At 69.0% G+C, this 25,985-nt stretch carries 30 protein-coding genes and 1 pseudogene; 20 read left to right on the forward strand and 11 right to left on the reverse strand.

Annotated features, from left to right (window positions below):
- Nucleotides 1-35: 35 nt before the first annotated feature.
- The 5 genes from purD to VIM54_RS13725 are packed head-to-tail and all read left to right on the forward strand — an operon-like array spanning nt 36 to nt 3,631.
- Entirely contained in the window at nt 36-1,286 is a 1,251-nt protein-coding gene (gene purD / locus VIM54_RS13705) for a phosphoribosylamine--glycine ligase (protein ID WP_331902138.1), read from the forward strand.
- Complete coding sequence (locus tag VIM54_RS13710; protein WP_331902139.1) at nt 1,283-2,221, forward strand: phosphoribosylaminoimidazolesuccinocarboxamide synthase; 939 nt, start codon at nt 1,283-1,285, stop codon at nt 2,219-2,221. The genes purD and VIM54_RS13710 overlap by 4 nt, the downstream gene beginning before the upstream one ends.
- Nucleotides 2,218-2,712 carry a GNAT family N-acetyltransferase gene (locus VIM54_RS13715; RefSeq protein WP_331902140.1) on the forward strand — a complete coding sequence of 165 codons (495 nt, stop codon included), beginning with the start codon at nt 2,218-2,220 and terminating at the stop codon, nt 2,710-2,712. Before VIM54_RS13710 ends, VIM54_RS13715 begins: the two co-directional genes overlap by 4 nt.
- Nucleotides 2,713-2,759: 47 nt before the next feature.
- Complete coding sequence (locus VIM54_RS13720; RefSeq protein ID WP_331902142.1) at nt 2,760-3,236, forward strand: DUF1003 domain-containing protein; 477 nt, start codon at nt 2,760-2,762, stop codon at nt 3,234-3,236.
- On the forward strand, nt 3,233-3,631 hold the full coding sequence (locus tag VIM54_RS13725) for a hypothetical protein (RefSeq protein WP_331902144.1): 399 nt from the start codon (nt 3,233-3,235) through the stop codon (nt 3,629-3,631). Before VIM54_RS13720 ends, VIM54_RS13725 begins: the two co-directional genes overlap by 4 nt.
- A gap of 105 nt (nt 3,632-3,736) precedes the next feature.
- Here the strand turns inward: VIM54_RS13725 and VIM54_RS13730 are convergent, their stop codons facing one another.
- Complete coding sequence (locus VIM54_RS13730) at nt 3,737-4,015, reverse strand: pyridoxamine 5'-phosphate oxidase family protein (protein ID WP_331902146.1); 279 nt, start codon at nt 4,013-4,015, stop codon at nt 3,737-3,739.
- Nucleotides 4,016-4,104: 89 nt separating this feature from the next.
- Between VIM54_RS13730 and VIM54_RS13735 the strand changes: the two genes are divergently transcribed.
- Nucleotides 4,105-4,746, forward strand: a complete 642-nt coding sequence (locus VIM54_RS13735; RefSeq protein ID WP_331902147.1) for a MerR family transcriptional regulator — start codon at nt 4,105-4,107, stop codon at nt 4,744-4,746.
- Nucleotide 4,747: 1 nt separating this feature from the next.
- Nucleotides 4,748-5,743 carry a hypothetical protein gene (locus VIM54_RS13740; protein WP_331902149.1) on the forward strand — a complete coding sequence of 332 codons (996 nt, stop codon included), beginning with the start codon at nt 4,748-4,750 and terminating at the stop codon, nt 5,741-5,743.
- A 320-nt stretch (nt 5,744-6,063) separates the two neighbouring features.
- Here the strand turns inward: VIM54_RS13740 and VIM54_RS13745 are convergent, their stop codons facing one another.
- Nucleotides 6,064-6,696 (reverse strand): HD domain-containing protein, encoded by a 633-nt coding sequence (locus VIM54_RS13745; RefSeq protein ID WP_331902151.1) that lies wholly within the window; start codon nt 6,694-6,696, stop codon nt 6,064-6,066.
- Between the two features lie 71 nt (nt 6,697-6,767).
- Here VIM54_RS13745 and VIM54_RS13750 point away from each other — a divergent pair, with 71 nt between their 5' ends.
- On the forward strand, nt 6,768-7,730 hold the full coding sequence (locus VIM54_RS13750) for a helix-turn-helix domain-containing protein (RefSeq protein ID WP_331902153.1): 963 nt from the start codon (nt 6,768-6,770) through the stop codon (nt 7,728-7,730).
- A 59-nt stretch (nt 7,731-7,789) separates the two neighbouring features.
- Here VIM54_RS13750 and VIM54_RS13755 read toward each other — a convergent pair whose 3' ends face one another.
- Entirely contained in the window at nt 7,790-8,248 is a 459-nt protein-coding gene (locus VIM54_RS13755; RefSeq protein ID WP_331902154.1) for a MarR family winged helix-turn-helix transcriptional regulator, read from the reverse strand.
- Nucleotides 8,249-8,317: 69 nt separating this feature from the next.
- Between VIM54_RS13755 and VIM54_RS13760 the strand changes: the two genes are divergently transcribed.
- Nucleotides 8,318-9,190, forward strand: a complete 873-nt coding sequence (locus VIM54_RS13760) for a VOC family protein (RefSeq protein ID WP_331902155.1) — start codon at nt 8,318-8,320, stop codon at nt 9,188-9,190.
- On the opposite strand, the gene VIM54_RS13765 is transcribed toward VIM54_RS13760, so the two are convergent.
- Nucleotides 9,187-9,420, reverse strand: coding sequence for a hypothetical protein (locus VIM54_RS13765; protein WP_331902157.1), 234 nt, complete (start codon nt 9,418-9,420; stop codon nt 9,187-9,189). The two genes, VIM54_RS13760 and VIM54_RS13765, sit on opposite strands and share 4 nt — an antisense overlap.
- Before the next feature lie 6 nt (nt 9,421-9,426).
- Here VIM54_RS13765 and VIM54_RS13770 point away from each other — a divergent pair, with 6 nt between their 5' ends.
- From VIM54_RS13770 to VIM54_RS13800, 7 genes are all read left to right on the forward strand, one after another.
- The gene (locus tag VIM54_RS13770; protein ID WP_331902159.1) at nt 9,427-10,266 is read left to right on the forward strand and encodes an SGNH/GDSL hydrolase family protein; all 840 of its coding nucleotides are present in this window, start codon (nt 9,427-9,429) and stop codon (nt 10,264-10,266) included.
- On the forward strand, nt 10,263-10,883 hold the full coding sequence (locus VIM54_RS13775) for a nucleoside/nucleotide kinase family protein (RefSeq protein WP_331902161.1): 621 nt from the start codon (nt 10,263-10,265) through the stop codon (nt 10,881-10,883). The genes VIM54_RS13770 and VIM54_RS13775 overlap by 4 nt, the downstream gene beginning before the upstream one ends.
- Nucleotides 10,884-10,924: 41 nt before the next feature.
- Entirely contained in the window at nt 10,925-11,233 is a 309-nt protein-coding gene (purS, locus tag VIM54_RS13780) for a phosphoribosylformylglycinamidine synthase subunit PurS (protein ID WP_331902163.1), read from the forward strand.
- Nucleotides 11,233-11,928 (forward strand): phosphoribosylformylglycinamidine synthase subunit PurQ, encoded by a 696-nt coding sequence (gene purQ / locus VIM54_RS13785; protein ID WP_331902164.1) that lies wholly within the window; start codon nt 11,233-11,235, stop codon nt 11,926-11,928. The genes purS and purQ overlap by 1 nt, the downstream gene beginning before the upstream one ends.
- A 72-nt stretch (nt 11,929-12,000) precedes the next feature.
- Nucleotides 12,001-12,195 (forward strand): hypothetical protein, encoded by a 195-nt coding sequence (locus VIM54_RS13790; RefSeq protein WP_331902166.1) that lies wholly within the window; start codon nt 12,001-12,003, stop codon nt 12,193-12,195.
- Between the two features lie 73 nt (nt 12,196-12,268).
- Nucleotides 12,269-14,578: a phosphoribosylformylglycinamidine synthase subunit PurL gene (gene purL / locus VIM54_RS13795; protein ID WP_331902168.1), complete on the forward strand. Its 2,310-nt coding sequence runs from the start codon at nt 12,269-12,271 to the stop codon at nt 14,576-14,578.
- Between the two features lie 164 nt (nt 14,579-14,742).
- A complete protein-coding gene (locus tag VIM54_RS13800) occupies nt 14,743-15,651 on the forward strand; it encodes a hypothetical protein (protein ID WP_331902170.1) in 909 nt (302 codons plus the stop codon).
- 56 nt (nt 15,652-15,707) lie between these two features.
- Here VIM54_RS13800 and VIM54_RS13805 read toward each other — a convergent pair whose 3' ends face one another.
- The 4 genes from VIM54_RS13805 to VIM54_RS13820 form a co-directional block, all read right to left on the reverse strand.
- On the reverse strand, nt 15,708-16,937 hold the full coding sequence (locus VIM54_RS13805; protein ID WP_331902172.1) for an IS30 family transposase: 1,230 nt from the start codon (nt 16,935-16,937) through the stop codon (nt 15,708-15,710).
- Between the two features lie 99 nt (nt 16,938-17,036).
- Nucleotides 17,037-17,957 carry an oxidoreductase gene (locus VIM54_RS13810; protein WP_331902173.1) on the reverse strand — a complete coding sequence of 307 codons (921 nt, stop codon included), beginning with the start codon at nt 17,955-17,957 and terminating at the stop codon, nt 17,037-17,039.
- 1 nt (nt 17,958) lies between these two features.
- Complete coding sequence (locus VIM54_RS13815) at nt 17,959-18,273, reverse strand: chorismate mutase (protein WP_331902174.1); 315 nt, start codon at nt 18,271-18,273, stop codon at nt 17,959-17,961.
- A gap of 223 nt (nt 18,274-18,496) precedes the next feature.
- A complete protein-coding gene (locus VIM54_RS13820; RefSeq protein WP_331902176.1) occupies nt 18,497-19,144 on the reverse strand; it encodes a GNAT family protein in 648 nt (215 codons plus the stop codon).
- Nucleotides 19,145-19,184: 40 nt separating this feature from the next.
- Between VIM54_RS13820 and VIM54_RS13825 the strand changes: the two genes are divergently transcribed.
- Nucleotides 19,185-19,793 (forward strand): maleylpyruvate isomerase family mycothiol-dependent enzyme, encoded by a 609-nt coding sequence (locus tag VIM54_RS13825; protein ID WP_331902177.1) that lies wholly within the window; start codon nt 19,185-19,187, stop codon nt 19,791-19,793.
- 398 nt (nt 19,794-20,191) lie between these two features.
- On the opposite strand, the gene VIM54_RS13830 is transcribed toward VIM54_RS13825, so the two are convergent.
- The gene (locus VIM54_RS13830) at nt 20,192-21,478 is read right to left on the reverse strand and encodes an adenylosuccinate synthase (protein WP_331902179.1); all 1,287 of its coding nucleotides are present in this window, start codon (nt 21,476-21,478) and stop codon (nt 20,192-20,194) included.
- A gap of 135 nt (nt 21,479-21,613) precedes the next feature.
- Here VIM54_RS13830 and VIM54_RS13835 point away from each other — a divergent pair, with 135 nt between their 5' ends.
- The 3 genes from VIM54_RS13835 to VIM54_RS13845 are packed head-to-tail and all read left to right on the forward strand — an operon-like array spanning nt 21,614 to nt 24,815.
- Nucleotides 21,614-22,252 carry a TetR/AcrR family transcriptional regulator gene (locus tag VIM54_RS13835; RefSeq protein WP_331902189.1) on the forward strand — a complete coding sequence of 213 codons (639 nt, stop codon included), beginning with the start codon at nt 21,614-21,616 and terminating at the stop codon, nt 22,250-22,252.
- Nucleotides 22,252-22,935 carry a hypothetical protein gene (locus VIM54_RS13840; protein ID WP_331902181.1) on the forward strand — a complete coding sequence of 228 codons (684 nt, stop codon included), beginning with the start codon at nt 22,252-22,254 and terminating at the stop codon, nt 22,933-22,935. The genes VIM54_RS13835 and VIM54_RS13840 overlap by 1 nt, the downstream gene beginning before the upstream one ends.
- Entirely contained in the window at nt 22,932-24,815 is a 1,884-nt protein-coding gene (locus VIM54_RS13845; protein WP_331902183.1) for a YhgE/Pip domain-containing protein, read from the forward strand. Before VIM54_RS13840 ends, VIM54_RS13845 begins: the two co-directional genes overlap by 4 nt.
- A 30-nt stretch (nt 24,816-24,845) precedes the next feature.
- Here the strand turns inward: VIM54_RS13845 and VIM54_RS13850 are convergent, their stop codons facing one another.
- Together VIM54_RS13850 and VIM54_RS13855 are read right to left on the reverse strand one after the other, a co-directional pair.
- On the reverse strand, nt 24,846-25,484 hold the full coding sequence (locus VIM54_RS13850) for a TrmH family RNA methyltransferase (protein WP_331902185.1): 639 nt from the start codon (nt 25,482-25,484) through the stop codon (nt 24,846-24,848).
- Between the two features lie 375 nt (nt 25,485-25,859).
- Nucleotides 25,860-25,985 (reverse strand): annotated as a pseudogene (locus VIM54_RS13855) (IS982 family transposase); the annotation flags it as partial.

Genomic DNA, 25,985 nt, shown 5'->3' on the forward strand with positions numbered 1-25,985 from the left:
CGCCCGCCCGACCGCCAGTTGGGTACGCTTACCGGGTGAGAATCCTCGTCCTCGGCTCAGGCGCGCGCGAACACGCCATCATCACGGCGCTGCTCAGCGAAGACGCCGCCCACGAGATCACGGCGGCGCCCGGCAACGCGGGGATCGCGGCCGAGGTCGGCGTGATCGCCCTCGATCCGACGAACCCGGCGGTGGTCACCGAGTTCGCGATCGAGAACGAGATCGACCTCGTCGTGATCGGGCCGGAGGCGCCGCTCGTCGCCGGCGTGGCCGACCGGCTCCGCCAGCGCGGCATCGCCGTGTTCGGGCCGGGCAAGGCGGCCGCGCAGCTCGAGGGCAGCAAGACCTTCGCGAAGCGCATCATGGAGGAGGCCGGCGTGCCGACCGGCCGCGCGGTGCGGGTCGGCTCCCTCGTCGAAGCCGTCGCCGCCATCGACGAATACGGCGCGCCGCACGTGGTGAAGGCCGATGGGCTCGCGGCGGGCAAGGGAGTGCTCGTGACCGCCGACCGGGAGGCGGCGATCGCACACGCGGCGTACTGGCTCGGTCACGGCAGCGTGCTGATCGAGGAATTCCTCGACGGCCAAGAGGTGTCGCTCTTCCTGCTGAGCGACGGCCACAACGTGCTGCCGCTCTCTCCCGCCCAGGACTACAAGCGCCTCTCCGACAACGACGAGGGCCCGAACACCGGCGGCATGGGCGCGTACTCCCCACTGCCCTGGCTCGCCGACGGCTTCGTCGACGAGGTCATCGACACGATCGCTCTGCCCACCATCCGGCGGCTCGCCGTCGAGCAGACACCGTTCATCGGTCTGCTCTACTGCGGCCTCATCGTCACGGAGAACGGCATCCGGGTGATCGAATTCAACGCCCGGTTCGGCGACCCGGAGACCCAGGTGGTGCTGCCGCGCCTCGTCACCCCCCTGAGCGGCCTGCTCTTCGCCGCCTCGACGGGCGGTCTCGGTTCGCTTCCGCGCCCCGAGTTCTCGTCTGACGTGGCCGTGACCGTGGTGCTCGCGAGCGAGGGCTATCCGGAGACCCCGGTCACCGGCCGGCCGATCCGCGGCCTCGACACCGCTCTCGCCATCGACGGCGTGACGATCGCCCACGCGGCAACCGCCGACCTGGACGGCGTGCTTGTCTCGACCGGCGGCCGCGTGCTGAGCGTCGTCGCCACCGGCTCCGACTTCGCCGATGCCCGGTCCCGCGTCTACCGCGCGCTCGAGGCGATCGAACTCGAGGGCGGCCAGTACCGCACGGACATCGCCGCCCGGGTCGCCCTGTGAGCGCTACCGACCCGAGCGCTACCGACCCGAGCGCTGCCGACCTGACCGCCGACGGGTGGACGCACGCCTACTCCGGCAAGGTGCGGGACCTCTACATCGAGTCCGGAGTGCCCGATCTTGCGAGCGCGCGGCGCGTGCTCATGGTCGCGAGCGACCGGGTGAGCGCCTTCGACCACGTGCTCGAGCCGGGCATCCCCGGCAAGGGCGAGCTTCTCACCACTCTCAGCCTCTGGTGGTTCGACCAGCTCGCCGGCGTGCCCAATCACCTCATCGCCGACCATGAGCTGCACGGCGACACCGTGACGGACCTGATCCCGGATGCCGTGGCCGGGCGGGCGATGCTCGCGCGCACGCTCGATATGTTCCCGGTCGAGTGCGTGGTGCGCGGCTACCTCGTCGGCTCGGGCTGGCTCGAATACCAGCAGTCGCAGAGCGTCTGCGGCATCGCCCTGCCGGCCGGGCTGGGCAATGGCGACCGCCTGCCAGAACCGATCTACACCCCCGCGTGGAAGGCCCCGATGGGCGAACACGACGAGAACATCTCCTTCGAACGCACCGTCGAGCTCGTGGGCGAGGATGTCGCGGCCTCCCTGCGCGGCCTCAGTCTCGAGATCTTCGCCAGGGCATCCGCGATCGCCGAGGCACGCGGCGTGATCCTCGCCGACACCAAGTTCGAGTTCGGCCGCAACCGCGACAACGGGGTGATCACCCTCGCCGACGAGGTGCTCACGAGCGACAGTTCCCGCTACTGGGACGCCGAGCTCTACGCCGCCGGCGGCCCGGACTGGCTCGCGAGCTTCGACAAGCAGATCGTGCGCAACTGGCTCAGCGCCCACTGGGATATGACGGGGACGCCCCCCGAGCTCCCGACCGACATCGTGCAGCAGACCGCCGCCCGCTACCGGGAGCTGATCGAGAGGCTCACTGGGCGATGATCGTGCGCGCGGTGGACTGGAACGACCCGGCGGCGGTAGGCCTGAGGGCGGCCCAGCGGCAGGAGGTCTCCGCCCGCTACGGGTCGCCGGACTCCGAACCGGGGCCCACGCCGACCGCGGACGACATGGCCGTCTTCCTCGTCGCCTACGACGCGGCCGGTGAGCCGGTCGGCTGCGGCGGCCTGCGCCCGCTCGGCCCCACCGAGGGGGAGATCAAGCGGATGTTCGTGAGCGTGCCGCATCGCGGAACCGGCGTCTCCACCGCCCTGCTGGCGGCCCTCGAGGACGACGCGCGTGGCCGCGGCTGGCTGAGACTCCTGCTGGAGACCGGGGACCTGCAGCCGGAGGCGGTGCGCTTCTACGAGCGGGAGGGCTACTCGCGGATCCCCAACTTCGGGCACTACGCGGGGGTCGGGAGCTCGCTGTGCTTCGAGAAGTCCCTCGTGTTGGGCGACCCGGCGGCGGATGTCGCCTGCGAGGGCTGCGAATAGCGGGCGTCGATCCCGGCGCGGCACGTCAAGGGTGGTTTGATGCAACCATGACCGACCACATCACTCAGCCATCGACCCCCGTCGTGATCCGCAGCCACCTGTTGCAGGACGGCCGATCGCATCATCCGTCCGTGCTCGCGGAGGCCAGCCGACGGGCCGCGAGCGTGCAGTTGCGCGTCGCCGACGGCATCACCGCCTTCGCCGGTTCGATGCGCTTCGTGTACGTGCACGCCGTGCTCTTCACCCTGTGGATGCTGTTCTTCGAGAAGAGCCCGTGGCCCACCCTGACCCTCGTCGTGTCGCTCGAGGCGATCTTCCTCTCCACCTTCGTGATGATCGGCCAGAATCGCCAGGCCGCCTTCCAGCAAGTGAAGGCCGACCACGACTTCGTGTCGACCGAGCAGGAGCTCGCCGACAACACGGCGCTGACGAAGCAGATCGCCGATCTCACCCAGCGGATCGAGCACCTCACGAGCGAGATCCACAGCGAGGTCGTCGGCAAGGGCACCGCGGCGACGACGTGATCCCGGTCGAGTGGCAGCCGCACCACAGGCCGGATGACGGGGAGCTTGTCGGCTACCTCGTCCCCGACGGTGCCCTCGCGGTTCCGACGACGCTCATCGGCACGGCGCTCGGCGAGGCCGCGGAGCCCGCTGTGGCGGCGGCCGCGCTGGATGCCCGCGGCCTGTCGGCCCTGGATGGCGTGTGGTGGTGCCGGGTGCCGGACACGCTGCCGAGCGGGCGGATCTCGGCTGACACCCCTGGCGACGGCTGGCGCTGGCGCAGAGTGGTGATCGTGGAGTCGAGCCCGACCGAGTGCCGTGTACGCCCCGCGATGCCGTGGCCGGAGGAGCTGAGGTCGCACGCGGTTCTCACCCCGCCGGTCGGTGACCGGTTGAGGTCGTCCGCGCCCGAGTAGGCGACTCCGCGGCGGGCCGTCTCAGCTGCCGGGCGTCTCAGCTGTCCGGGCTTCTCAGCTGTCCGGGCTTCCCAGCTGTCCGGGCTTCTCAGCTGTCCGGGCTTCTCAGCTGTCCGGGCGGTGCCGGTGACGACGGGAGGGGGCGCCCGGCTTCACGGTGCCCCGCATCGAGCAGGCCCGAAGGGTCACGGCCGGGGTGTGGCGCAGGCGTTTGACCTTGCCGGCGCTCGCGTCGGTCGTGACGAGCAGCCGGTCTCCGTCGCGGACCACCCAGACCGGCGTGCTCAGCGGCACTCCCGTCGAGGCGGCACAGACCCGGCGGCGAAAGGTGGTGAGGGAGACGTATTTCGCGTCCGCGACGTCGGGACCACCGGTGCTGGGCATTCGGCAATGCTGCGGAAGCAGATCGAAGATTGCCATCCGGAAGTTATGGACATTATGACTATCGGATAGGTATACTATCCAACATGCGAATGGCCGAACTCTCAACGACCAGCGGGATCCCCACCGCCACGATCAAGTTCTACCTGCGCGAGGGACTCCTGCCTGCCGGACTCCGCACCGGGCCCACCCAGGCCCAGTACGACGAGAGCCACGTGCAGCGCCTGCGCCTCATTCGCGCCCTCCTCGATGTCGGCCAGCTCTCCGTCACGGCCGCTCGCAGCGTGATCGCGTCGATTGACTCCGACGACCCGCTGCTGCACACCTTCGACCTGGCCCAGCAGTCCGTGTCCCAGGCGCTCGACCCGGCGGAGGTGGGCGAGGCCGCCCTCGGACAGGTCGACGCGGTGCTCGACGGGTGGCGGGTGAGCCCCCAGAATCCGGGCCGCATCGCCGCCGCGCAGGTGCTCAAGGTCTTCGGCGAGCTCGGCGAGCCTGCCATGCGCGGCTGGTACGCGAGGTATGCCGAGGCCGCCCTCATCGTGGCCGGCGCCGACCTCGACGAGATCGACGCGAGGGACGACCGCGAGGCGAAGGCCCAGATGGTGGTCGTCGGCACCGTCCTCGGCGACGCGCTCTTCTCCGGGCTTCGTCGTGCGGCCCAGGAACACATCTCGAGCGAGCGCTACCCGGCGCCGCCATACCCCACCACACCCAGTCACTCGAAGGAGTGAAATGTCCACCTCAACCGCACCCGTCCCCTCCCTCGCGTCCCGCGTCGCCTGGCATCGCCCGCTGCTCTGGCTCGCCGCGGCGATGGCCGTGCTCACCGTCGTCGCGCTCATCGGCCTCGCCGTCGACCCCCGAGTCGTGACCGGGGCGCCGCTCTGGGCGAAGCCGCTCAAGTTCTCGCTTTCGGTGCTCGTCTACTCCCTCACGCTGTCCTGGCTACTCGGGATGCTGCGCCGCTGGCGACGCACCTCGTGGGCGATCGGCACGATCGTGAGCGTCTTCCTCGCCGTGGAGATGGTGATCATCGTGGGCGTGGCCTCCACCGGCGGGACGAGCCACTTCAACGTCTCCGCCCCCTTCTCGGCCGCCCTCTGGAGCGTGATGGCGGTGTCGATCGTGATCGTCTGGGCGGCCGGCATCCCGGTGGCTGTGCTGCTGTTCCGCACGGACCTCGGCGATCGGGCCCGGTCGGTCGCCATCCGCGCCGGGCTCATCATCGCGCTCGTCGGAATGGGACTCGCGTTTCTCATGACCGGGCCGCACGGCGACCAGATCTCGAACTACCGAGGCATCATCGGCGCCCACACGGTCGGGGTGCCGGATGGCGGGCCGGGCCTGCCCCTGCTCGGCTGGAGCACCGTGGCCGGCGACCTGCGCATCCCGCACTTCGTGGGCATGCACGCCCTCCAGCTGCTGCCGCTTCTCGCGCTGCTGCTCGAGCTGGCCGCGCGCCGGATCCCCGCGCTCCGCCCGCCGGGCGCGAGGCTCGGGCTGGTCTGGGTCGGCGTGGCACTCTCCGTCGGCGTGCTCGCGCTGCTCACCGGGCAGGCGCTCGCCGGGCAGTCGATCGTGCGACCGGATGCCGTGGTCGCGTCGATCGGCGGAGCGCTCGCCCTTGCCGCGGCGGTCGCCGTTGCCGTGGTGCTGTCCCGCTCGAACCGGGCGCCCGGCCCGCGCCTCGATGCCGCGATCTCGAAGCAGCTTCCGATTCGCTTTTGACGCATACGCCTTGTCGGCCATCGGTTCTCACCGACCATCACACGGTGGCTCTTCACGTCGACGATCCGACGCTCAGAACCGGGGAAACCACACCACTCAGCGGGACGTGACCCTTCCTGACTCACCGTTCACCGGCACGGCAGCCCGAATCCGATTCACTAGGACGGAACTGATTGGGCTCTGCAGCCAGTCCAGGTGCAGTGATCAGACAGGCGGTCGGTGATGCGTCCGTCGCGCGAACGTCAGGCGGTAATGAGGCTCACATTCGACCCCGCCGGACGTACATACGGTCCGAAACGTCGGGTCGTTGTGCCGAGCGCTTAGCCGCCCCAGACCGATTCGCTCGATGCGATCTCCATCCGGGTGATGCCTTCGGCGGAGCGCTCGCGAAGGAGCTCGCCGGGAACGGAATATCGTGGGGCCGCAGCGGGCGAGCGTGCGGCATGCTGCACTATCGCGTCTGTTAGCGAACGCGCCATCTCTAGCCGAGGGAACGCGAGATGAATCGCGTGTTCGTGGGTCATCACGATGTCTGCGCGACGGCCGAAGTCGACTCCGATCCCTTCCCGCGTTAAGTAGGCCAGCAGGCCGCGGCGTTCCGCAATTCCGGGTGAGGAATGAAAGGCGATTGCTTCCCACACACGGTCTACATCGCGCGCAGCAGCGCCATGGGCAGACAGGATTTCAGCTGCGAGATCTGCGCCTTCCACTTCGAAGCGTTGTTCGCCCCTCGCTTTGTCGCCCGTCCCTAGGTCGTGCATTACACATGCCGCGAACAGCAGCTCACGGTCGTAATCGGAGTCATTCGTGGTGCCGTCGTGCTCCGCCAGCAGCTCAGCAAATAGAAAGCTGCGAATGCTGTGATTCGCGATCGCGACGCTCTCGGATGCTCGGGCTGCAGCGAGCGCGGCGTTGGCGAGTGGGCTGGCGGGTAATCGCGAAATCGCGTTCATGCTGTCGAGGCTATAACCACGCTTCGATCGCAGAAAGTGGCACGCAGGTCAATGTTCGCTAGCATCGGGCCATGCCGCCATCTGATTCCCATCACGTCGTCGTTTTCGCGCTCCCGGGGGTTCTGGCGCTCGATTTCGGCATCCCCGTGCAGACATTCGGCGCGGATTCGAATTATCGCCTAACTATCTGTGCCGAGCACCCCGAGCGGCTGGTAGAGGGTACCCAATTCAAGATCGAAGCGCCATACGGGCTCGAGTCGCTTGCAGAGGCCGACACAATCGTTGTCCCGGGCTTCGACCCGCCTTCGCGCCAAGTTTCTGATGTAGCGCTGGACGCGCTCCGCGCTGCCAGTGCACGTGGTGCGCGAATAGTGTCGATCTGCACTGGCGCCTTTGCGCTGGCCGCCGCCGGCTTGTTGGATGGCAGACCCGCCACTACCCACTGGTACCACGCGGCACTCCTCCAGCGGCTTTATCCCCGGGTCAGCGTCGACCCAGCGGTGCTGTTCGTCGATGACGGCGCGGTGTTGACCTCGGCTGGTGTGGCTGCGGGTATTGATCTGTGTCTGCACATTGTTCGGCGCGACTTCGGCGCGGCTGCGGCGAATTCTCGTGCCCGGTTCTTGGTCGCAGCTCCCCATCGTTCTGGTGGCCAGTCGCAGTTCGTCGAGAGGTTCGTGCCACCCGAAATCAGCCACGGGCTGGCCGAAACGCGTGAGTGGTTGATGGCAAACCTCGCTGGCGCGGTCACTGTCGATTTGATGGCCGAGCATGCCGCAATGTCACGTCGAACCTTCATTCGACAATTTCGACGGGAAACGGCCACGACGGCGATGGCGTGGCTCACAGATGCTCGGATTGACCGTGCCAGAGAGCTACTGGAGACAACGGATGTGTCCGTCGAGCAGTTGGGGCAACTCACCGGGCTCGGCAGCACCGCCAACGTGCGAGAACAGTTTCGACGTCGGGTCGGGCTATCACCGCAGGTCTATCGGCGCCAATTCCGGCAAGTCTCCGAAGGCTCTGCGGTGTGAGCTGTCCTTGAGGTATCGCTCGCTCTGCAAGCCTCAAAACGATCAAAATGCAGGTGGTGCTAGGGCGACTCGTCGCCGTGCTCGTCGAGCGCGGCGACGATCGCCGTGCTGATCGCCTCGAGCTGGCCCACCTGGTGGGGGGAGAGCCGGGACAGGGCGACGGCGCGCACTTCGGCGGCCTGGCGCGGAGACACCCGGCGAACGAGCCGGCTGCCGGCCTCGGTGAGGGCGACGATCTGCATCCGCCGATCGGTTGCCGACCGCTCGCGGGCGAGCCAGCCGGACTTCTCCATGCTCGTGACCGCGTGCGTGAGGCGGCTGGGCGAGTGGCGCAGCCGGGCCGCGAGTTCGCTCGCCGGCAGGCGATGCCCCGGCGTCTCATAGAGGATCACGAGAAGCGAGTAGTAGGCGTGCGGCAGCCTGCCGTCCCGCTGGGACTGGCGGTCGAGGGCCTCCTCGAGCACGAGGACGGCGGTGACGAGCGATCGCCAGGCCCGCGCCTCCGGCTGTTCATCCATTCGCCCCACCCTATCGGGAATAGTTGAGATCTCAACTAAGTTGGATCCGGTAGACACGAAAGGCACCCCATGAGCACCCAGGATCTTCTCGCCGCCGACACCGCGATGGGCGCGGTGACCCTGCTCGTCGCCGACCTCGATGCGATGACCGCCTACTACCGGGATGCCGTGGCCCTCAGCGTGATCGGCCAGACGGCGGACACGGTCACCCTCGGTCGCGGCGCGACGCCCATCGTCATCCTCAGCCATGCCCCCGGCCTCGTGCACGCGAGTCCGCGGGACGCCGGACTCTTCCACACCGCCATCCTGTTCGACAGCGAGGCGGCGCTCGCCGCCGCGGTGTACTCCGTGGCCACGAAGGCGCCAGGCACGTTCACGGGCAGTTCGGACCACCTCGTGAGCAAGGCGTTCTACTTCACCGACCCGGAGGGCAACGGCGTCGAGCTCTACTGGGACCGCGACCGCAGCCAGTGGAGTTGGACACACGGCCAGATCGAGATGAACACCCTCTTCCTCGATCCGAATGCCTTCCTGCAGCAGAACCTCACGCCGGAGGCGATCGAGTCCCCCAACTTCGGCGACGCGGTGGTGGGGCACGTGCACCTCTCGGTGGGCGACATCCCCTCGGCCCGCGAGTTCTACGTCGACCGCCTCGGGTTCGAGCAGACCACACTGTTCGGTTCGCAGGCGCTCTTCGTGAGCGCCGGCGGCTACCACCACCACATGGCGATGAACACCTGGAACAGCGCCGGGGCGGGGCGGCGAGCGCGCACCCTCGGGCTCGGGCAGGTGGACATCGTGCTGCCGACATCGGACGACCTCGGCGCCCTCGGCGAGCGGATGACCCACTTCGGCGTGCAGACCCGGCACGACGGGCGCACCCTCGCGTTCGACGACCCGTGGGCCAACCTCATCCGGGTCACCACGGCGGATCAGGCCTAGGAGAGGGTTCCCCGCACGATCGAGTCGCCGGAGTGCGCGCCGTCGCCGGAGTGCGCACCGTCGCCTGAGCCCGCACCGTCGCCTGAGCCCGCCGGGCGTTCTGCGGCACGACCACGGCGGGCGGGAACCACTCCGCCGTCGCCAACTGCTCCCTGCAGGCGGCCGGCGAGCACGTGGTGACGGATGAGCGGGGCGGGCGATGGGGCGAATGGTCGAGGGGCGAATAGCATCGACGGGTGAAGACAGAGCGGGCGAAGACAGAGCGGGTGAAGACAGAGCGGGCGAAGACAGAGCGGGCGAAGACAGAGCCGGCCAGGACAGTGCCGACGAAGACACTGCGGCCGAACATCCTGAGTCGGCTCGTCGCCGTGCCACTCTCCCCCGTGCTGATCGTGCAGGCGCGGCGGGCCCGGCGAATCATCCCGAGGCTGCCGGATGCCGCCGAGCCGTGGTCGGGTGCGCTGGCCGGCGCGGATCCGGTGCGGCTGCTCGTGCTCGGCGACTCGACCGCCGCCGGCGTGGGGGCCGGCAGCCAGGACGAGGCCCTGCCCGGCAATCTCGCCCGTGAGGTGCTGCGCGTTGCCGGTCGAGGAACCCGCTGGGATGCCGTCGGCGAGAACGGGGCGACCGCGCGGGACCTGCTCCAGCGCTTCATCGGCCCGGCCACCGAACAGCGCTACGACCTGGTCTTCCTGAGCATCGGCGCCAACGACGCCCTCGCGCTGCGCTCACGGCTCGCCTTCGCCCGGGACGTGCGGGAGCTCGTCGCGAGCCTGCGCGCCGCGAGCCCGGACGCCGTGATTCTCGTCTCGCTCATGCCGCGGTTCGACCGCTTCTCGAGCCTGGCCAATCCGCTGCGCTGGAACCTCGCGCTGCACGCGGCCAGCCTCGACGACGGCGCGCGGGCGGCCGTCGCCGGTCTCGACCGCGTCTTCGCCATTCCGAAGCCTCCTCCGTACACGCCCACCTTCTGGGCGAGCGACCTTTTTCATCCGAGCGCGTCCGGCTACCGGGAGTGGATCGAATTCGCCATCGCCGCCGTGCCGTCTGAGCTGATGGGCGGGCTGGCGCGGTGAGCGTTCTTCGCAGCATCGACGAGGTCGTGACGGTCGTCGCCGGCGCGCGCGGCGACTCCCGCCTCGTGGTCGGCATCGTCGGGCCGCCGGGCTCGGGCAAGTCCACGATCGCCGCCCAGCTCGTGGAGCGCCTCGGCGACGAGGCCGTGCTGCTCCCCATGGACGGCTACCACCTGCCGCAGGCGCGACTCGTGGAGCTCGGACGCCGGGACCGGATGGGCGCGGCCGACACCTTCGACGTCGACGCCTTCGTCACCACCCTCACCAACCTGCGTTTCTCCGGAGGTCTCGTGCTCGCGCCGGGGTTCGACCGCGAGATCGAGGAGGCGATACCCGACGTGATCGCGATTGCTCCGGAAAAGCGCGTGTTGGTGTTGGAGGGCAACTACCTGCTGCACGACACGCAGGGCTGGGAGCGGGTCGCCCCGCTGATCGACGTGAGCTTCTTCGTGGGAGTCGACCACGACATCCGGGTGCGCCGCCTGGTCGAACGTCACGTGCGCTTCGGCAAGAGTCCGGGTGCGGCGGCCGCTTGGGCGACGGGGCCGGATGAGGCCAACGCGCGCCTCATCGACGGCACCGCGGCCTGGGCCGACCACGAGATCCGTCTCGGCTAGACTGGGTGCATCCACCCCCGTCGAACTCCCTGGAGTATTTGGTGCCCACAATCGTCGTCGAGGTAATGCCCAAGGCCGAGCTACTCGACCCGCAGGGCAAGGCCGTCGCCGGAGCCCTCACCCGCCTCGGCAAGACCAGGTTCAGCGCCGTGCGAATCGGCAAACGCTTCGAGGTGACCGTGGACGGGCCGGTGACGGATGAGGTGCTCGCCGAGGTCACCGACCTCGCGAACGACATGTTCTCCAACTCGGTGATCGAAGACGTCGTGTCGATCACGGTGGCGCCGGATGCCGCCCAGGCCGCCCAGCCGGACCTGGCCGTCTCGGTGGAAACGACGGACGCGAACTGATGCGAATCGGCGTCATCACCTTCCCGGGTTCGCTCGACGACCGTGACGCCCAGCGCGCGGTGCGCCTCGCCGGCGCCGAGCCCGTCGCGCTCTGGCACGGCGAACACGACCTCCGCGGCGTGGACGCGATCGTGCTGCCCGGCGGCTTCAGCTACGGCGACTACCTGCGCTGCGGCGCGATCGCGAGCTTCTCGCCGATCATGTCCGAGGTGATCGACGCCGCCAACTCCGGCATGCCGGTTCTCGGCATCTGCAACGGCTTCCAGATGCTCACCGAGGCGCACCTGCTTCCCGGCGGACTCATCCGCAACGAGCTCGGCAGCTTCATCTGCCGCGACCAGAGGCTGCGGGTGGAGAACGTGAACACCGCGTGGACCAACCAGTTCGAGGCCGGCGCTGAGATCACCATCCCGCTCAAGAACGGCGAGGGCGGCTTCATCGCCGACGCGGAGACGATCGCGAGACTCGAGGGCGAGGGACAGGTCGTGTTCCGCTACCTCGAGGTGAACCCGAACGGTTCGGTCAACGACATCGCCGGCGTCTCGAACGCACGCGGCAACATCGTGGGCCTCATGCCGCATCCCGAGCACGCCACCGAGGAGGGCTTCGGCCCGGATACCGCGGCCGCCATGCGTTCGGGGGTCGACGGCCTCACCTTCTTCACGAGCGCCATCCACGCCCTCATCTCTGCCTAGCTGTTCTTCCCACCTAGGTCGCGCGCGACGACTGTCCCGGCACGCATCACTCCCCGTTCGGGGTTCCGAACGATGGCGATCGCCGAGGCGATCACCTGGACGCTGCTCACCACCGGCCTGATCCTGCGCGCGGCCGCCGCCCGGTCGACCGACTTGTGCGCTGGCTGCGTTCGCGAGCGTCGACTGCGCGGCGAGACCCGCGATGATGCTCACGAGGCCGGCCGAGGCGAGCACGCTCGTGCCGACCGCTACGACCCGGCCGGCTGATCGGAACGGGCCCCCGGCACCCGGATAGAATTGACCCATCCGGCACGCCCTCGATCCAGGAGCACTTGCGCCCGTGAGCACCCCCACCACAGTTTCCGCTGCAGACACCGTCTCCAACGCCGCCGCCACGCCCGACAGGGTGCAGCCGTTCGGCGCCCTCGGGCTCAAGGAGGACGAGTACCTCAAGATCCGCGAGATCCTCGGCCGCCGCCCCACGAGCGGCGAACTCGCCATGTACTCGGTGATGTGGAGCGAGCACTGCTCGTACAAGTCATCGAAGGTCTACCTGCGCCAATTCGGCGACAAGGTCTCCGAGAAGATGAAGAAGAACCTCATGGTGGGCATGGGGGAGAACGCGGGCGTCGTCGACATCGGCGACGGCTGGGCGGTGACCTTCAAGATCGAGAGCCACAACCACCCCTCGTACATCGAGCCATTCCAGGGCGCGGCGACAGGCGTCGGCGGCATCGTGCGCGACATCATCTCGATGGGCGCCCGCCCGGTCGCGGTGATGGATGCGCTTCGCTTCGGCGCCATCGACGACCCGGACACGGCGCGCGTCGTGCACGGAGTCGTGGCCGGAATCTCGTTCTACGGTAACTGCCTCGGCCTGCCGAACATCGGCGGGGAGACCTGGTTCGACTCTGTCTACCAGGCCAACCCACTCGTCAACGCGCTCGCCGTCGGCGTGCTGCGGCACGAGGACCTGCACCTGGCGAACGCCCGCGGCGTGGGCAACAAAGTCGTGCTCTTCGGGGCGCGCACCGGCGGGGACGGCATCGGCGGAGCATCCATCCTCGCCTCAGACTCGTTCTCGGCCGGCGGCCCGACCAAGCGCCCCGCGGTGCAGGTGGGCGACCCGTTCGCCGAGAAGGTGCTCATCGAGTGCTGCCTCGAGCTGTTCCGCGACAAGCTCGTGGAGGGCATCCAGGACCTGGGCGCCGCCGGCATCAGCTGCGCCACCTCCGAGCTCGCCTCCAACGGCGACGGCGGAATGTTCATCGAACTCGAGAAGGTTCTGCTGCGGGATCCGACGCTCACCGCCGAGGAGATCCTCATGTCGGAGAGCCAGGAGCGCATGATGGCGATCGTGACCCCGGAAAAGCTCGAGGGCTTCCTCGCGGTCACCGCGAAGTGGGACGTGGAGACCTCGGTGCTCGGCGAGGTCACGGACACCGGCCGTCTGGTGATCAACTGGCACGGCGAGGAGATCGTCAACGTCGAGCCGCGCACCGTCGCCGTCGACGGGCCCGTCTACAACCGCCCGGTCGCCTACCCCGCCTGGATCGACGCCCTGCAGGCCGACTCCACCGCCCTGCTCCCCCGCGCATCCACCCCCGACGAGCTTCGCGCGCAGGCCGTCGCGCTGCTGGGCAGCCCGAACCTCGCGTCGAAGGACTGGATCACCAACCAGTACGACCGCTACGTGATGGGCAACACGGCGCTCTCCTTTCCCGACGACGGCGGCATGGTGCGCGTCGACGAGGAGTCCGGGCTCGGCTTCGCCGTGGCGACGGATGCCAACGGACGCTTCAGCCAGCTCGACCCGTACCGGGGCGCACAGCTCGCCCTCGCCGAGGCCTTCCGCAACGTGGCCGTCACCGGGGCGACCCCGGTCGCCGTCTCCGACTGCCTCAACTTCGGCAGCCCGGAGAACCCCGAGGTCATGTGGCAGTTCTCTAGGGCGGTCGAGGGGCTTTCAGACGGATGCCTCGAGCTCGAGATCCCCGTCACCGGCGGCAACGTGAGCTTCTACAACCAGACCGGCGACGTGCCGATCCACCCGACCCCGGTCGTGGCGGTACTCGGCGTGATCGACGACGTGGCCAACCGCATCCCGTCCGGCTGGCAGGACGAGGGCAACAACATCTACCTGCTCGGCATCACGCGCGACGAGCTCGACGGCTCGGCCTGGTCGGACGTGCTGCACCACCACCTCGGCGGCGTTCCGCCCGTCGTCGACTTCGCGGGCGAACAGCGCCTCGCCGGGCTCATCACCGCCGGCTCGGAGCAGAACATCATCGCCTCGGCCCACGACCTGTCGGAGGGGGGCCTCATCCAGGCCGTCTCCGAGTCGGTGCTGCGGTTCGGCGTCGGCGCCCGGGTCTGGGTGAGCGAGATCATGCAGCGGGACGGCGTGGATGCCACGGCGGCCCTGTTCAGCGAGTCCACCGGGCGCGCGATCGTCTCGGTGCCGCGCGAGGACGACGTGCGCTTCGTCGGCCTGTGCGAGGGCCGCGGCTACCCGGTGCTGCGGATCGGCGTCACCGACTCGGGCGGAGCCCTCGAGGTGCAGGACCAGTTCACGCTCACGATCGACGAGTTGCGCGACACGCACCGCGGCACGCTGCCCGAGCACTTCGGCCCGGTGGTGGGGTACTAGCGCCCCAGTCCTCCCCTCACCTCACCTCACCTCACCGCACCTCGTCGTCCCACTCAACCGTCACTAAGTGCTCGTCCAGCGCCGTGAGCGAGCACTTGGTGACGGATGATCCGCGGCTGGGGATGATTCCCGCGGCGAACTGACGGATGGTGCACCCTACGGGGATGCACAGACATCGCGCACTGCCCACCACGCTCCACGCTCGCCCGTTCGCCATCACCGAGGCCGTCGACCTTGGCGTGGGGATCGGTCGGCTCCGGGGCGCCGATCTCGCACGACCGTTTCGCGCCGTGCGCAGCGCGCATGCCGCGACCGTCGACATCCCGTCACTGGCGCGTTCGTATGCGACGATCATGCCGCCCGGCCAGTACTTCAGCTACTGGACCGCGGCCGTGCTGCTGGGGCTTCGGATGCCGGAGCGAGTCGCCGGCGCCGGCCTCGATGTCGCGGTCCACCATCCGGCCCGCGCCCCGCGACCGCGAGGAGTGCGGGGACATGAGCTGCTTCCCACCACCCGCATCGTTACCCTGGCAGGCGGTCTCCGGGTGAGCTCCGCCGTGGATACCTGGTGCCAGCTGGCCCGATATCTTTGCGTCGACGACCTTATCGTGATGGGCGACGGCCTCGTGTGCCGCACGAATCCCGTCGCGACAATGGACGAGCTCGTCGCCGCGGTGACGGCCTGGGGGCACCGCCCAGGAGTGGCAGCCCTTCGGAAGGCCCTCCCCGACATTCGCGTGCGCACCGATTCCGTCCGGGAGACGATGTTGCGCCTCCTCGTCGTGCGGGCCGGTTTTCCCGAGCCGATCGTCAATTTCGAGGTCCGCAATCGCTTCGGCGCCGTGCTCGGGCTCGCCGATCTGGCCTTTCCGGAGTATCGCGTGCTCCTCGAGTACGACGGTGGACAGCATCGCGATGATGAGAAGCAGTTTCACCGGGATGTCGAGCGACTGGACGACTTCATGGAGGAGAAGTGGCGCGTCATCCGGGTCAACAAGGAACTGATGGCGAGGCGTGCGACTCTCCTGCACAAAGTGCGCACCGCACTTACCGAGGCGGGATGGCGGGGGTGAGCTGCACTTCCCCGACCCACTCATCCGTCAGCAAGTGCTCGCCCGTCCGGGCGGTCTCAAGCTGTTAGCGCAACACTGTTGATCAATTCGTTCAGCATGGCAGATGGGGTGCGCCAGCCGAGCGTCTGTCGTGGCCGGATATTGAGGAGTCGCTGAGTCTCGGCAAGGTCAGCGTCGCTGATCTCGTTGAAGTTGGTGCCCTTGGGATAGAAATCACGGATTAGTCCGTTGGTGTTCTCGTTCGTGCCACGCTGCCAGGGCGAGTGCGGATCGCAAAAGAACACCGGGCAGCCGGTCTTGACTGTGAAGCTGGCATGGCCGGCCATCTCGGTGCCCTGGTCCCAGGTGATGGTTTTCGTCAGCGCGGCAGGGAGACCAGCGATCATCTCTGCGAGGATGCCGGTGACCGTCTGGCTATCGCGCATCCCAGGCAGGCGCCCCAGCAGGGCGACCCTGGTCTGACGTTCAACGAGAGTCACAATGCCGGAGTTCTCTGGCCCGACGACGAGGTCGCCCTCCCAATGTCCCGGGACGGCCCGGTCATTGACCTCGGCAGGACGCTCGGTCAGGCGGGCGCCGTCCAGCCAGGGTCGGCTGCTGCGCGGCGGCAGCTTCGACTGCGGCACCCGTGTGGTGCGCCCCGACCGCAACGCTTTGACCACGGTCAGCTCGTGGCGCAGGGCACCCTTGCCCTGCAGGTACAACGCTTGGTAGATCGTCTCGTGTGACACCTGCATCTCCACCTGCTCCGGGAACATGATCCTCAACTCACCGGCAATCTGCTGCGGCGAGAACCTGGTGTTCAAGCGTGACACGACCTCCGCCCGCAACGACGGATTATCAAGCTTCCCCGGCCGATACCGTGGGCGTCTGGCCAAAGCCCGGTAGTGGGCCACCTCCGCGTCGTAGTGCGGCACCCTCCAGTGCGCGATCTCGTGAGCGCGGATCTCCCGCGACACCGTCGAGGCAGCGACCCCGAGCTCTCGAGCGATCGCCCGAACACTCATCGGCACCCGCAACGCCCTCGCCGCCTGGATGAACGCCCTATCCGACACGGTCAGACGTCGATAGCTGCGCCCCGCACCCGCTGGCGCGGGAGCATCCATCGGCATCCGTCTTACGCCGCCAATCCGGCCGGGCATGAATTCCATGCCAGCGAGCTTGGCCCAAGACTTCACCGTGCTCATCGCGACGCCCAGCGCCGACTCAAGCTCCAGAGCCGACCTGCCCGCCGCCAACTCCCGATAGACAGCAGCCCGAACCGCCCAGTCCCACTTCCTCGCCACAACACACTCCATCCACGAAGGTGTTGCACTAGCAACCTGAGACCGCCCCGCCCCAGCCAGCACTTAGCGACGGCTGAGTGGGAAGGGGGGTTAGTGCCGTCAGACCGGGAAGGCCTGCCCGACGAGCCGCTCCGACTCGGTCCAGAGGGCGGCACCGAGCGCCGGGTCGTGACTCGCCGGCGCCGGCTTGCCGACGCGGGGCTGCCCGCTGAGCCCGCCGCGTGGCCCCCAGTACTGTCCTCCGACGGCATCCGGGTCCGTCGCCGCCCGCACCGCGGGCCATGCGGCGGTGTGCTTTCCACCGCCCACGAAGAACAGGAGCTTGGCGAGGATGCGCTGCCCCATCGTCGGCTCGATCACCCCGAGTCGAGCGGGGGTGTTGCCGTCCTGGCCGCCTCCTGGATGCGCGACGAGCGCGGTCACCGGGCTTCCGGCGGCCCGCAGCCGGCGGTCGAGTTCGAAGCCGAAGGCCTGGGTCGCGTGCTTGGACTGCCCGTAGGCCGCCCAGGCCGAGAACGTGCGCGCGCTCTGCAGGTCGTCGAGACGGATGCCGGTGAGCCGGGTCGCTCCGCTGCCCATGGTGACCACCCGGCTGCCCGGAGTTCTCTCGAGCGTGGGATGCAACAGCGCCGTGAGCAGGAAGTGCCCGAGATGGTTGGTGCCGAACATGAGTTCGTTGCCGTCGACGGTGAGTTGGCGCGACTTGCTCGGCATGATCGCGCCGGCGTTCTCGATGAGCGCGTCGATGCGGTCGAGCCTGGAAAGCTCGGCGGCGGCAGCGCGCACCGAGTCGAGCGACGCGAGGTCGAGGTGCACGGCGCTCACCTCCGCACGCGGATGCCGCGAGCGGATGGACGCGATGGCCGCCGATGCCCTGCCGGGGCTGCGGGCCGCGATCACCACCCGACCGCCCGCCCCGGCGAGCTGTTCGGCGATGAAGTAGCCGATTCCGGCGTTGCCGCCGGTGACGACGAAGGTCTTGCCCTGTTGGGAGGGGAGATTGCCGGGGTCCCAGGTCACCTCAGTGCGTCTCGATCGAGCCGGTGCTGGCGATCTGCTCATGCTGGTGGATGACCTCCGCGATGATGAAGTTGAGGAACTTCTCTCCGAAGGCCGGGTCGAGATGGGACTCGGCTGCGAGTGCCTTGAGTTTCTGGATCTGCTGGCGTTCCCGATCCGGATCGGCGGGCGGCAGTCCGCTTGCCGCCTTGAGCCGGCCCACCTGCTGGGTGAACTTGAACCGTTCGGCGAGCAGGTGCACGAGCGCGGCATCGACATTGTCGATGCTCTGGCGGAGGCTCAGGAGCTGGGCCGATGGGTCGAGTTCGTCTGCCATACCTCGAGGTTACCGCCGCGGCCGCCGCGCGCCGAGCGGACCGGGCTACGGACCATCGGTGACGCCGAGGCCCGGCGAGACCGGCAGCACCGCCGGCTGCCTTCGTGGGCGCAGGATGCGGCCCTACGCGAGCGGTATCCCGGCGAGCACGATCGCGGCCCCCACCGGCTCGTTCCAGGAGAGTGACTCGTCCACCCGGCCGAGACTACTGCCGGCCCACGACCTACGCCGTCGCCCGGCTTCGGAAGAGCACCGGCCGTTCGCCGTAGCCGGCGAGCCGCTGCTCGAGCAGCGCCTTCACCCGCGGCCAGTCGTCGACGATCACCGAGAACAGCGCGCTGTCGCGCCACGTGCCGTCGGCCCGCAGCCGGTCGCGCCGCAGCACCCCTTCGAAGGTCGCGCCGATGCCCGCGATCGCCGCCCGTGAACGCTCGTTGAGGGCATCCGCCTGGATCAGCACACGCCCGAACCCGTTGTCGAACGCGACGCCGAGCAGCAGGAGCTTCGCCTCCGCGTTCACGGCCGTGCCCCACACCCGCGGGTCGTACGCCGTCCAGCCGATGTGGGTGGCCTCCCGGGCGGGGTCGAAGTCGGTGAGGGTGGTCGTGCCCACGAGCTCACCGTCGTGCGGGCCGCCGACAACGAACACGGCGAACGGGTTTCCCTTCTCCCAGTCGAAGTAGGATTCCGCCCACTCGACGAAGCCGTCGACCGTGTCCCGGTGGGCCGCAGGCCCGCCGCCGAAGCCGCCCGCGAAGACAATCGGATGCGCGATCGCCGCGAACAGGGCGGGCAGGTGCTCCCGCCGCAGCGGCTCGAGTCGCACGAATCGCCCGACGATGGGGGCGGGTCTGGGGCGTGTCGCGGTCACGATGCCCAGTCTGGCAGGGGTCGGTGCCACGATGTTAACCGTGACCAGCGCATCTCTCTTTTCGCGATCGGCCGAGTCGTTCATCGACATCCTCCGGGAGATCACGCCGGGGCAGTGGGACCAGCCGGGTCTGGGGTCCTGGACGGTGCGCAGCCTGGCCGGGCACGCCGCGCGGGCGATTCTCACCGTGGAGAACTACCTCTCCCAGGAGGAGCCGGGCGACGTGACGATCCCGTCGGCCGCCGAGTACTACACGAGCGTGTTCGCCCAGTTCACGGATGACGCGGCCGTCGCCGCGCGCGGTGTCGAGGCCGGCGAGTGGCTGGGCGACGACGCCGTCGGCCAGGTGTCTGCCGCGCTCGGTCGCGCGCGAGCCCTGATCGAGTCCCAGCCGGCCAATCGCATCGTCTCGATCGGCGGCATGGGAATCCTGCTCAGCGAGTACCTCCGCACCCGCATTTTCGAGCTCGTGGTGCACTCGATCGACCTGTCGCGGGCCACCGGCATTCCCCACGGGCTCCCGCCGGCGGCGGTCGCCGACGCCGTGTCGCTCGCCTCGTCGACGGCGGCCCTGCGCGGGGACGGCGAGGTCCTGCTGCTCGCCCTCACCGGTCGCCGCTCGCTGCCCGACGGCTTCAGCGTCGTCTGAGCGCCCGCTCAGTCGACCATGAGCCGGTGGGTAAGAGCCGCGAGGTGATGCCCCCACCGGCGGTAGAGCGACGCGTAGCTGAAGACGTCGTCGATGAAGTCGGTGCTCTCAAGCGGGGGGCGACGAAATTGACCCGGTCGTATCGGGCGCTCAGGGCGAGCGCCGTCTCGTTGAGGACGCGGATCTGGTCGCGCAGCACCCCGGTCACGAACCGGCCGACCCGCACCTGGTCTGCGACATCGGGCACCGGCGTGCCGGCCGACATGCGGGTCGGCCAACCCGCCCCTGGTCTGCGACATCGGGTTCCACGCGATGAGCGGCCGCACGAGCGGCCGGAGCCCTCGAAACAGCTGCGCCACCGGCTCAGCCCTCAGCCCTCAGCCCTCAGCCCTCAGCCCTCAGCCGAGGAGATCGTGTCGCACGATGATGGCGTCGCGGCCGGGGCCGACGCCGATCGCTGAGATGCGCGATCCGCTCATCGCCTCGATCGCGAGCACGTATGACTGCGCCGTCGCCGGCAGGTCCTCGAACTCGCGCACGGAGGTGATGTCCTCGGTCCAGCCGGGGAACTCCTCGTAGATCGGCACGGCGTGGTGGAAGTCCGACTGCGACACCGGCACCTCCTCCACGCGTGTGCCGTCGACCTCGTACGCGACACAGACCGGGATCGTCGAGAGGCCGGTGAGCACGTCGAGCTTCGTCATGACGAAGTCCGTGACGCCGTTGATGCGCGCCGAGTACCGGGCGATCGGGGCGTCGTACCAGCCGGTGCGGCGCGGACGCCCAGTCGTCGTGCCGAACTCGAAGCCGGCCGAGCGCAGGAACTCGCCGGACTCGTCGAACAGCTCGGTGGGGAACGGGCCGGCGCCGACGCGAGTCGTGTACGCCTTGACGATGCCGATGACCCGCTCGATGCGACCGGGGCCGATGCCCGAGCCGGTCGAGGCGCCGCCGGCGGTCGAGTTGCTCGAGGTGACGAACGGGTATGTACCGTGGTCGACGTCGAGCATGGTGGCCTGGCCGCCCTCGAAGAGCACCGTCTTGCCGGCGTCCAGGGCGAGGTTGAGCTCGAGGGCGGTGTCGGCGACCATCGGGCGCAGACGCTCCGCGTAAGAGAGCAGGTTCGCGACGATCTCGTCGGCCGAAATGGCGCGCCGGTTGTAGACCTTCACGAGCAGGTGGTTCTTCTGGTCGAGGGCCGCCTCGACCTTCTGACGCAGGATGTTCTCGTCGAACAGGTCCTGAATGCGGATGCCTACCCGGTTGATCTTGTCGGCGTACGCCGGTCCGATGCCGCGACCGGTGGTGCCGATCTGCTTCTTGCCGAGGAATCGCTCGGTGACCTTGTCGAGGGTGCGGTGGTAGTGGGTGATGATGTGCGCGTTGGCGCTCACCCGCAGCCTCGAGACATCCACCCCACGGGCCGTGAGCGCCTCGAGTTCGTGGAACAGCACCTCGATGTCGATCACCACGCCGTTGGAGATGACCGGGATGACGCCGTCGGTGAGGATTCCGGACGGCAGGAGGTGCAGCGCGTACTTCTGGTTGCCGATCACGACGGTGTGACCGGCGTTGTTGCCGCCGTTGAACTTGACGACGTAGTCGATGCGGCTTCCGAGCAGGTCGGTCGCCTTGCCCTTGCCCTCGTCGCCCCACTGGGCTCCGATGATCACGATTGCTGGCACGAGGGATCCTTCTCAGTTTGGTGGGAATTACACCCCATTCTACCGAGAGGGCCGCAGTCCCCCCGGCGACTCGACCCTCGGCCGGATCGCGCCATAACTTGCACATTGCTGTGTAAGTTATTATGCTTGCCACTCGTGCCCCCCACTCCTTCCCGTCGCGCGCCACGCCGCGACGCCACCGAAAACCGCGAGGCGATCCTCGCCGCAGCCAAGGTCGTGCTCAACCGCGACCCCAAGGCTCCCCTCGAGGCCATCGCCGTCGCCGCCGGCCTCAGCCGGCGATCCATCTACGCCCACTTCGCCAACCGGGACGACCTCTTGCGCGAACTCGTGAGCCTCGGCGCGCTCCGGGTGGCCAACGCCCTCGACACCGTGACGCATCCCGACCCGCTCACCCGGCTCGCACTCATCGCGTCGCGGCTGTGGCACGAGGTGGAGAGCGTGCGGGTCATGGCCGTGCTCGCCGTGCGCGGACCACTCGCCTCTGACACCGGTACCGCCCTGCGCTCGGTGCGGTCCAGCGTGCGCGAGGCGATCTCCGACGGACGCGCCGACGGCTCGATTCGCCAGGACCTGCCCGTCGACCTGCTCGCCCGGCTCGTGGAGGAGACCGCCCTCGGCGTGCTCGAGGAGGCCGCACGCAAGCCGCTGCCCGCCGCGGACGGCCACCGGCTCGTGATTCTGATGACGCTCGGCGCGGTCGGTCTCGGCTGGCGCGAGGCCGGGAACTTCATCGACGAACGGCCGGACCTCCAGTGGAAGGACGCCGACTGATGCTCGTCGCCCTCGACCAGGCCGCGATCGGCAGCGGCCTCGGTGCTGCCGTGCCGCCGCTCAGCCTCAGCGTCGCCCCCGGTGTTCCGAACGCCATCCCGGTCGAGTCGGACGAACGCCCGATGCTCGTCTCGATGCTCCTCACCGGGCGGATCCGCCCGGACTCCGGGCGCGCGCTCGTGCATGGCGCCGACCATCCGGACCGGCTCCGGCGGGGCAGCGCCCTCGTCGACACCCCGGTCGTGGCGGAGCCCGGCGCGGACATCTCGCTCACCACGATCGTGGCCGAGGAACTCGCGTTCGCCTCGGCACCCAGCTCACGGCGGGCCGCGCGGCGGTTCCTCACCGATCACGGGCTCCTCGACTACGCGAAGCTCCCGGTGCGGGCGCTTCCTTCAGCCGCCCGCATCCGCGTCTTCAGCGAGCTCGCCGTGCTACGCCCGGGAGTCGCCGCGATCGTCGTCACCTCCCCCGAGCGCCACGGCGGCGAGCCGTCCGGCTGGTACGGGCCGCTCGCCGAGATCGCGGCCAGGGGCGTGACTGTCAGCATCGTGACAGACCAGGCCACCGCCGACATCCTCTTCCGCCTCGGCGCCCGCGACCCGTTCCAGGCGCCAGAGCCCGACCCGGATGACCTCCCAGACGTTCCATCGCCGAGCACCATCGAAAGCCGCCTTCCATGACCATTCCCGTACTCGTTCGCGCAGAGTTCGCGCGCCTCACCGCCAGTCGCATCGGCGTCGCCGCGCTCGTCGCGCTGATGACCGTGCCGCTCGTCTACGGCGGCCTCTACCTCTGGGGCAACCAGGATCCGTACTCCAACCTCGACAAAGTACCGGCGGCTCTCGTTGTGCAGGACACCGGCACCACCGTCGACGGCAAGGCCACCAACTACGGACAGAAAGCAGCCAAGAGCCTCCTCGACGGCAAGAAGTTCGGCTGGGTCGAGGTGTCGAGCGCCCAGGCGGCGATCGGCGTGAAGAACGGCACATACGACTTCGGCCTCACCTTCCCCGCCGACTTCTCCACGAGGCTCGCGTCGGCATCCGGCGACGAGCCGGTCTCGGCGGCGCTGAAACTCACCACCGACGACACCAACAGCTACCTCAGCACCACCATCGCCAAGCAGGCCGCCGAGGCGGTGCGCGTGGAGATCGCCAAGCAGGTGGGCTCCGAGGCCTCGATCACGCTGCTTAACGCCGTCGGCTCCATCCGGGACGGGCTCGTGAAGGCGGATGACGGAGCCGTGTCCCTCGCGTCGGGCGCCGCCACCGCGGCGACCGGTGCGGCATCCCTCGCCTCGGGCAGCGCCACGCTCTCGTCGGGGGCGGCAAAGCTCTCGACCGGCCTGCACCAGCTGGATGCGAAGGCCGCCGCGCTTCCGTCGTCGGCGGCGCAGCTGAGCGCCGGAGCGTCGAGCCTCGCCGGCAGCCTGGCCACGGCCTCCGCCACCGCCAAGACCCTCTCCGGGCTCACCGCGCAAGCGGCGAGCACGTCGGCGAAGCTCACGTCAGATGCCGCCAACGCCGGTGTCACCGATCCGGCCGTGCTCGCGGACATCGCCGCCCTGGGCCAGATCACCCCGGGAGCCAACGCCTACGCGGGAGGGCTCGCCGCGCCGACCGGGCTGCCCGCCGCCGCCGCCGGGGCGGCGCAGGTCGCCGCCGGGGCATCCGCCCTCAGCACGTCGGCGCCCGCGCTCGCCTCGGCGGTGCACTCCGCTGCTGGCGGCGCCTCGAGCCTCGCGACCGGGGCGACGACGGCGTCGACCGGCGCATCCGATCTCTCGACCGGCGTCGCGCAACTCGCCACCGGCTCGAAGACGCTGAGCGACTCGCTCACGGATGCCGTGGGCAAGATTCCGCAGACGACAGCGGCGGAGCGGGCGGCGACATCGAACCTCATCGCGAACCCGCTCAAGGTCAACCAGGACGCCATCACCCAGGCGAAGAACTATGGAGCTGGCCTCGCGCCGTTCTTCCTCAGCCTCGCCTCCTGGATCGGCATCTACGCGCTCTTCCTGCTCGTGCGGCCGCTCTCCCGCCGGGCGCTCACGGCCGTGCGCCGGCCCATCCGCACGACTCTCGCGGGCTGGCTCACTCCGGCACTGCTCGGCGTCGTGCAGATGGTGGCACTGTTCGCGCTCGTCACCCTCGCGCTGCACCTCCCGGTGGCCAACCCTGTCGGCATGGTCGCGTTCATGGCCTTCGTCGCCATGACGTTCGCGGCGATCGTTCTCGCGCTCAACGTGCTGCTCGGCAGCGTGGGCCAGTTTCTCGCGCTCGTCTTCATGGTGGTGCAGCTCGTGACCGCCGGCGGCACCTTCCCCTGGCAGACCCTGCCCGCACCGCTCGCCGCGCTGCACCAGGCGCTGCCAATGAGCCACGCGGTGGACGGCATCCGGCAGCTCATGTACGGCGGAACGGGCGGTGACCTCTGGTCGGCCTTCCTGCCGCTCGCCGCCTGGTTCGTCGGGTCGCTCGCGCTCTCCGTGCTCGGCGCGCAGAAGCAGGGGCGCTTCCGCACCGTGCGGCAACTGCGCCCGTCACCGATCGGGGCGTAGGACGGCCGAGACCCCGGCGCAGCGGCGGCGCTAGCCGAAGCGGACGCGCTGCACGATCCACGCGTGCATCGCGACCGCCGCCGCCGCGGACGCGTTGATGCTTCGGGTGCTTCCGAACTGGCTGATCTCCACGACCGAGCCGGCCGCGGCGAGCGCCTCGGCGCTGAGACCCGGGCCCTCCTGGCCGAAGAGCAGCACGCACGCCTCCGGAAAGTCGAAGGTCTCGATGGCCACCGATCCCGGCACGTTGTCGATCGCGATCACCGGAAGCCCGGCATCCCGCGCCCAGTCCGCGAACTCGGCCACGTCGGCGTGGTAGCGCACGTGCTGGTACCGGTCGGTGACCATCGCGCCGCGCTTGTTCCAGCGCTTGCGGCCGATGATGTGCACGGTGTCCGCGGCGAACGCGTTGGCGCTGCGCACGATCGAGCCGATGTTCATGTCGTGCTGCCAGTTCTCGATGGCAACGTGGAACGGATGCCGGGTGAGGTCGAGGTCGGCGACGATCGCCTCCATGCGCCAGTAGCGGTACCGGTCGATCACGTTGCGCGAATCGCCCTTCGCGAGCAGCTCCGGATCGTAGAACTCGTCCGTCGGCGGCTCGCCCTTCCAGGGTCCGACGCCCTGGGTGGTGAGCTCGACGCTCGGGTCGGGGGTCTGTTCAGGCACCCCTCGAGGGTATCCGGCATCCGTGGGTGCCAGTCGCGAATGGGCACCGAAGTTAGGCTGGCGGCATGATGCAACGGCTGGTGACCTTGTGGCGAACGAGGCCTGCGAGGTGAGGCTCGGACCTCTCCACAGTTGCGCCCGGTTTCGGCTCCGGTGTCTTCCACCCGCCCTAGACTGGCCCGAGCTAGTGGGCCGATTCCGGTCGGCGACGGCTTCATCGTCAATCAAACCGAAGCGACTGCGCTTCGGCGAGACCCCGCCAACCTGTCAATCGTGCGCCCTAACCTCGTTGGCGAGGATATTGCGAACGAATCCAGCCAGTCGGCGAGCCGCTGGATCGTCGATTTTGGACTTCGAACGCTAGATGATTAATTCCTAATGGTCGTAGGCGGTGAGGGAGCGTTTTCGGGGTGCGTCGATAAGCCAGTTGTGCCAGATTGCGGCTGACATGGCGAGGAGTTTCGCGCCGACTCGGGCGTAGACGCCGGCGAGGGTTCGTCC

It is taken from the genome of Lacisediminihabitans sp., assembly GCF_036569425.1.
Classification (GTDB): domain Bacteria; phylum Actinomycetota; class Actinomycetes; order Actinomycetales; family Microbacteriaceae; genus Lacisediminihabitans.

Excerpts from the sequence above, each read along its gene's own strand:
- VIM54_RS13715 (WP_331902140.1), top strand. The coding sequence starts at position 2,218 with ATGATCGTGCGCGCGGTGGACTGGAACGACCCGGCGGCGGTAGGCCTG.
- VIM54_RS13720 (WP_331902142.1), top strand. The coding sequence starts at position 2,760 with ATGACCGACCACATCACTCAGCCATCGACCCCCGTCGTGATCCGCAGC.
- VIM54_RS13730 (WP_331902146.1), bottom strand. The coding sequence starts at position 4,015 with ATGCCCAGCACCGGTGGTCCCGACGTCGCGGACGCGAAATACGTCTCC.
- VIM54_RS13735 (WP_331902147.1), top strand. The coding sequence starts at position 4,105 with ATGGCCGAACTCTCAACGACCAGCGGGATCCCCACCGCCACGATCAAG.
- VIM54_RS13740 (WP_331902149.1), top strand. The coding sequence starts at position 4,748 with ATGTCCACCTCAACCGCACCCGTCCCCTCCCTCGCGTCCCGCGTCGCC.
- VIM54_RS13745 (WP_331902151.1), bottom strand. The coding sequence starts at position 6,696 with ATGAACGCGATTTCGCGATTACCCGCCAGCCCACTCGCCAACGCCGCG.
- VIM54_RS13750 (WP_331902153.1), top strand. The coding sequence starts at position 6,768 with ATGCCGCCATCTGATTCCCATCACGTCGTCGTTTTCGCGCTCCCGGGG.
- VIM54_RS13755 (WP_331902154.1), bottom strand. The coding sequence starts at position 8,248 with ATGGATGAACAGCCGGAGGCGCGGGCCTGGCGATCGCTCGTCACCGCC.
- VIM54_RS13760 (WP_331902155.1), top strand. The coding sequence starts at position 8,318 with ATGAGCACCCAGGATCTTCTCGCCGCCGACACCGCGATGGGCGCGGTG.
- VIM54_RS13765 (WP_331902157.1), bottom strand. The coding sequence starts at position 9,420 with ATGCTATTCGCCCCTCGACCATTCGCCCCATCGCCCGCCCCGCTCATC.
- purQ (WP_331902164.1), top strand. The coding sequence starts at position 11,233 with ATGCGAATCGGCGTCATCACCTTCCCGGGTTCGCTCGACGACCGTGAC.
- VIM54_RS13790 (WP_331902166.1), top strand. The coding sequence starts at position 12,001 with ATGGCGATCGCCGAGGCGATCACCTGGACGCTGCTCACCACCGGCCTG.
- VIM54_RS13800 (WP_331902170.1), top strand. The coding sequence starts at position 14,743 with ATGCACAGACATCGCGCACTGCCCACCACGCTCCACGCTCGCCCGTTC.
- VIM54_RS13815 (WP_331902174.1), bottom strand. The coding sequence starts at position 18,273 with ATGGCAGACGAACTCGACCCATCGGCCCAGCTCCTGAGCCTCCGCCAG.
- VIM54_RS13840 (WP_331902181.1), top strand. The coding sequence starts at position 22,252 with ATGCTCGTCGCCCTCGACCAGGCCGCGATCGGCAGCGGCCTCGGTGCT.
- VIM54_RS13845 (WP_331902183.1), top strand. The coding sequence starts at position 22,932 with ATGACCATTCCCGTACTCGTTCGCGCAGAGTTCGCGCGCCTCACCGCC.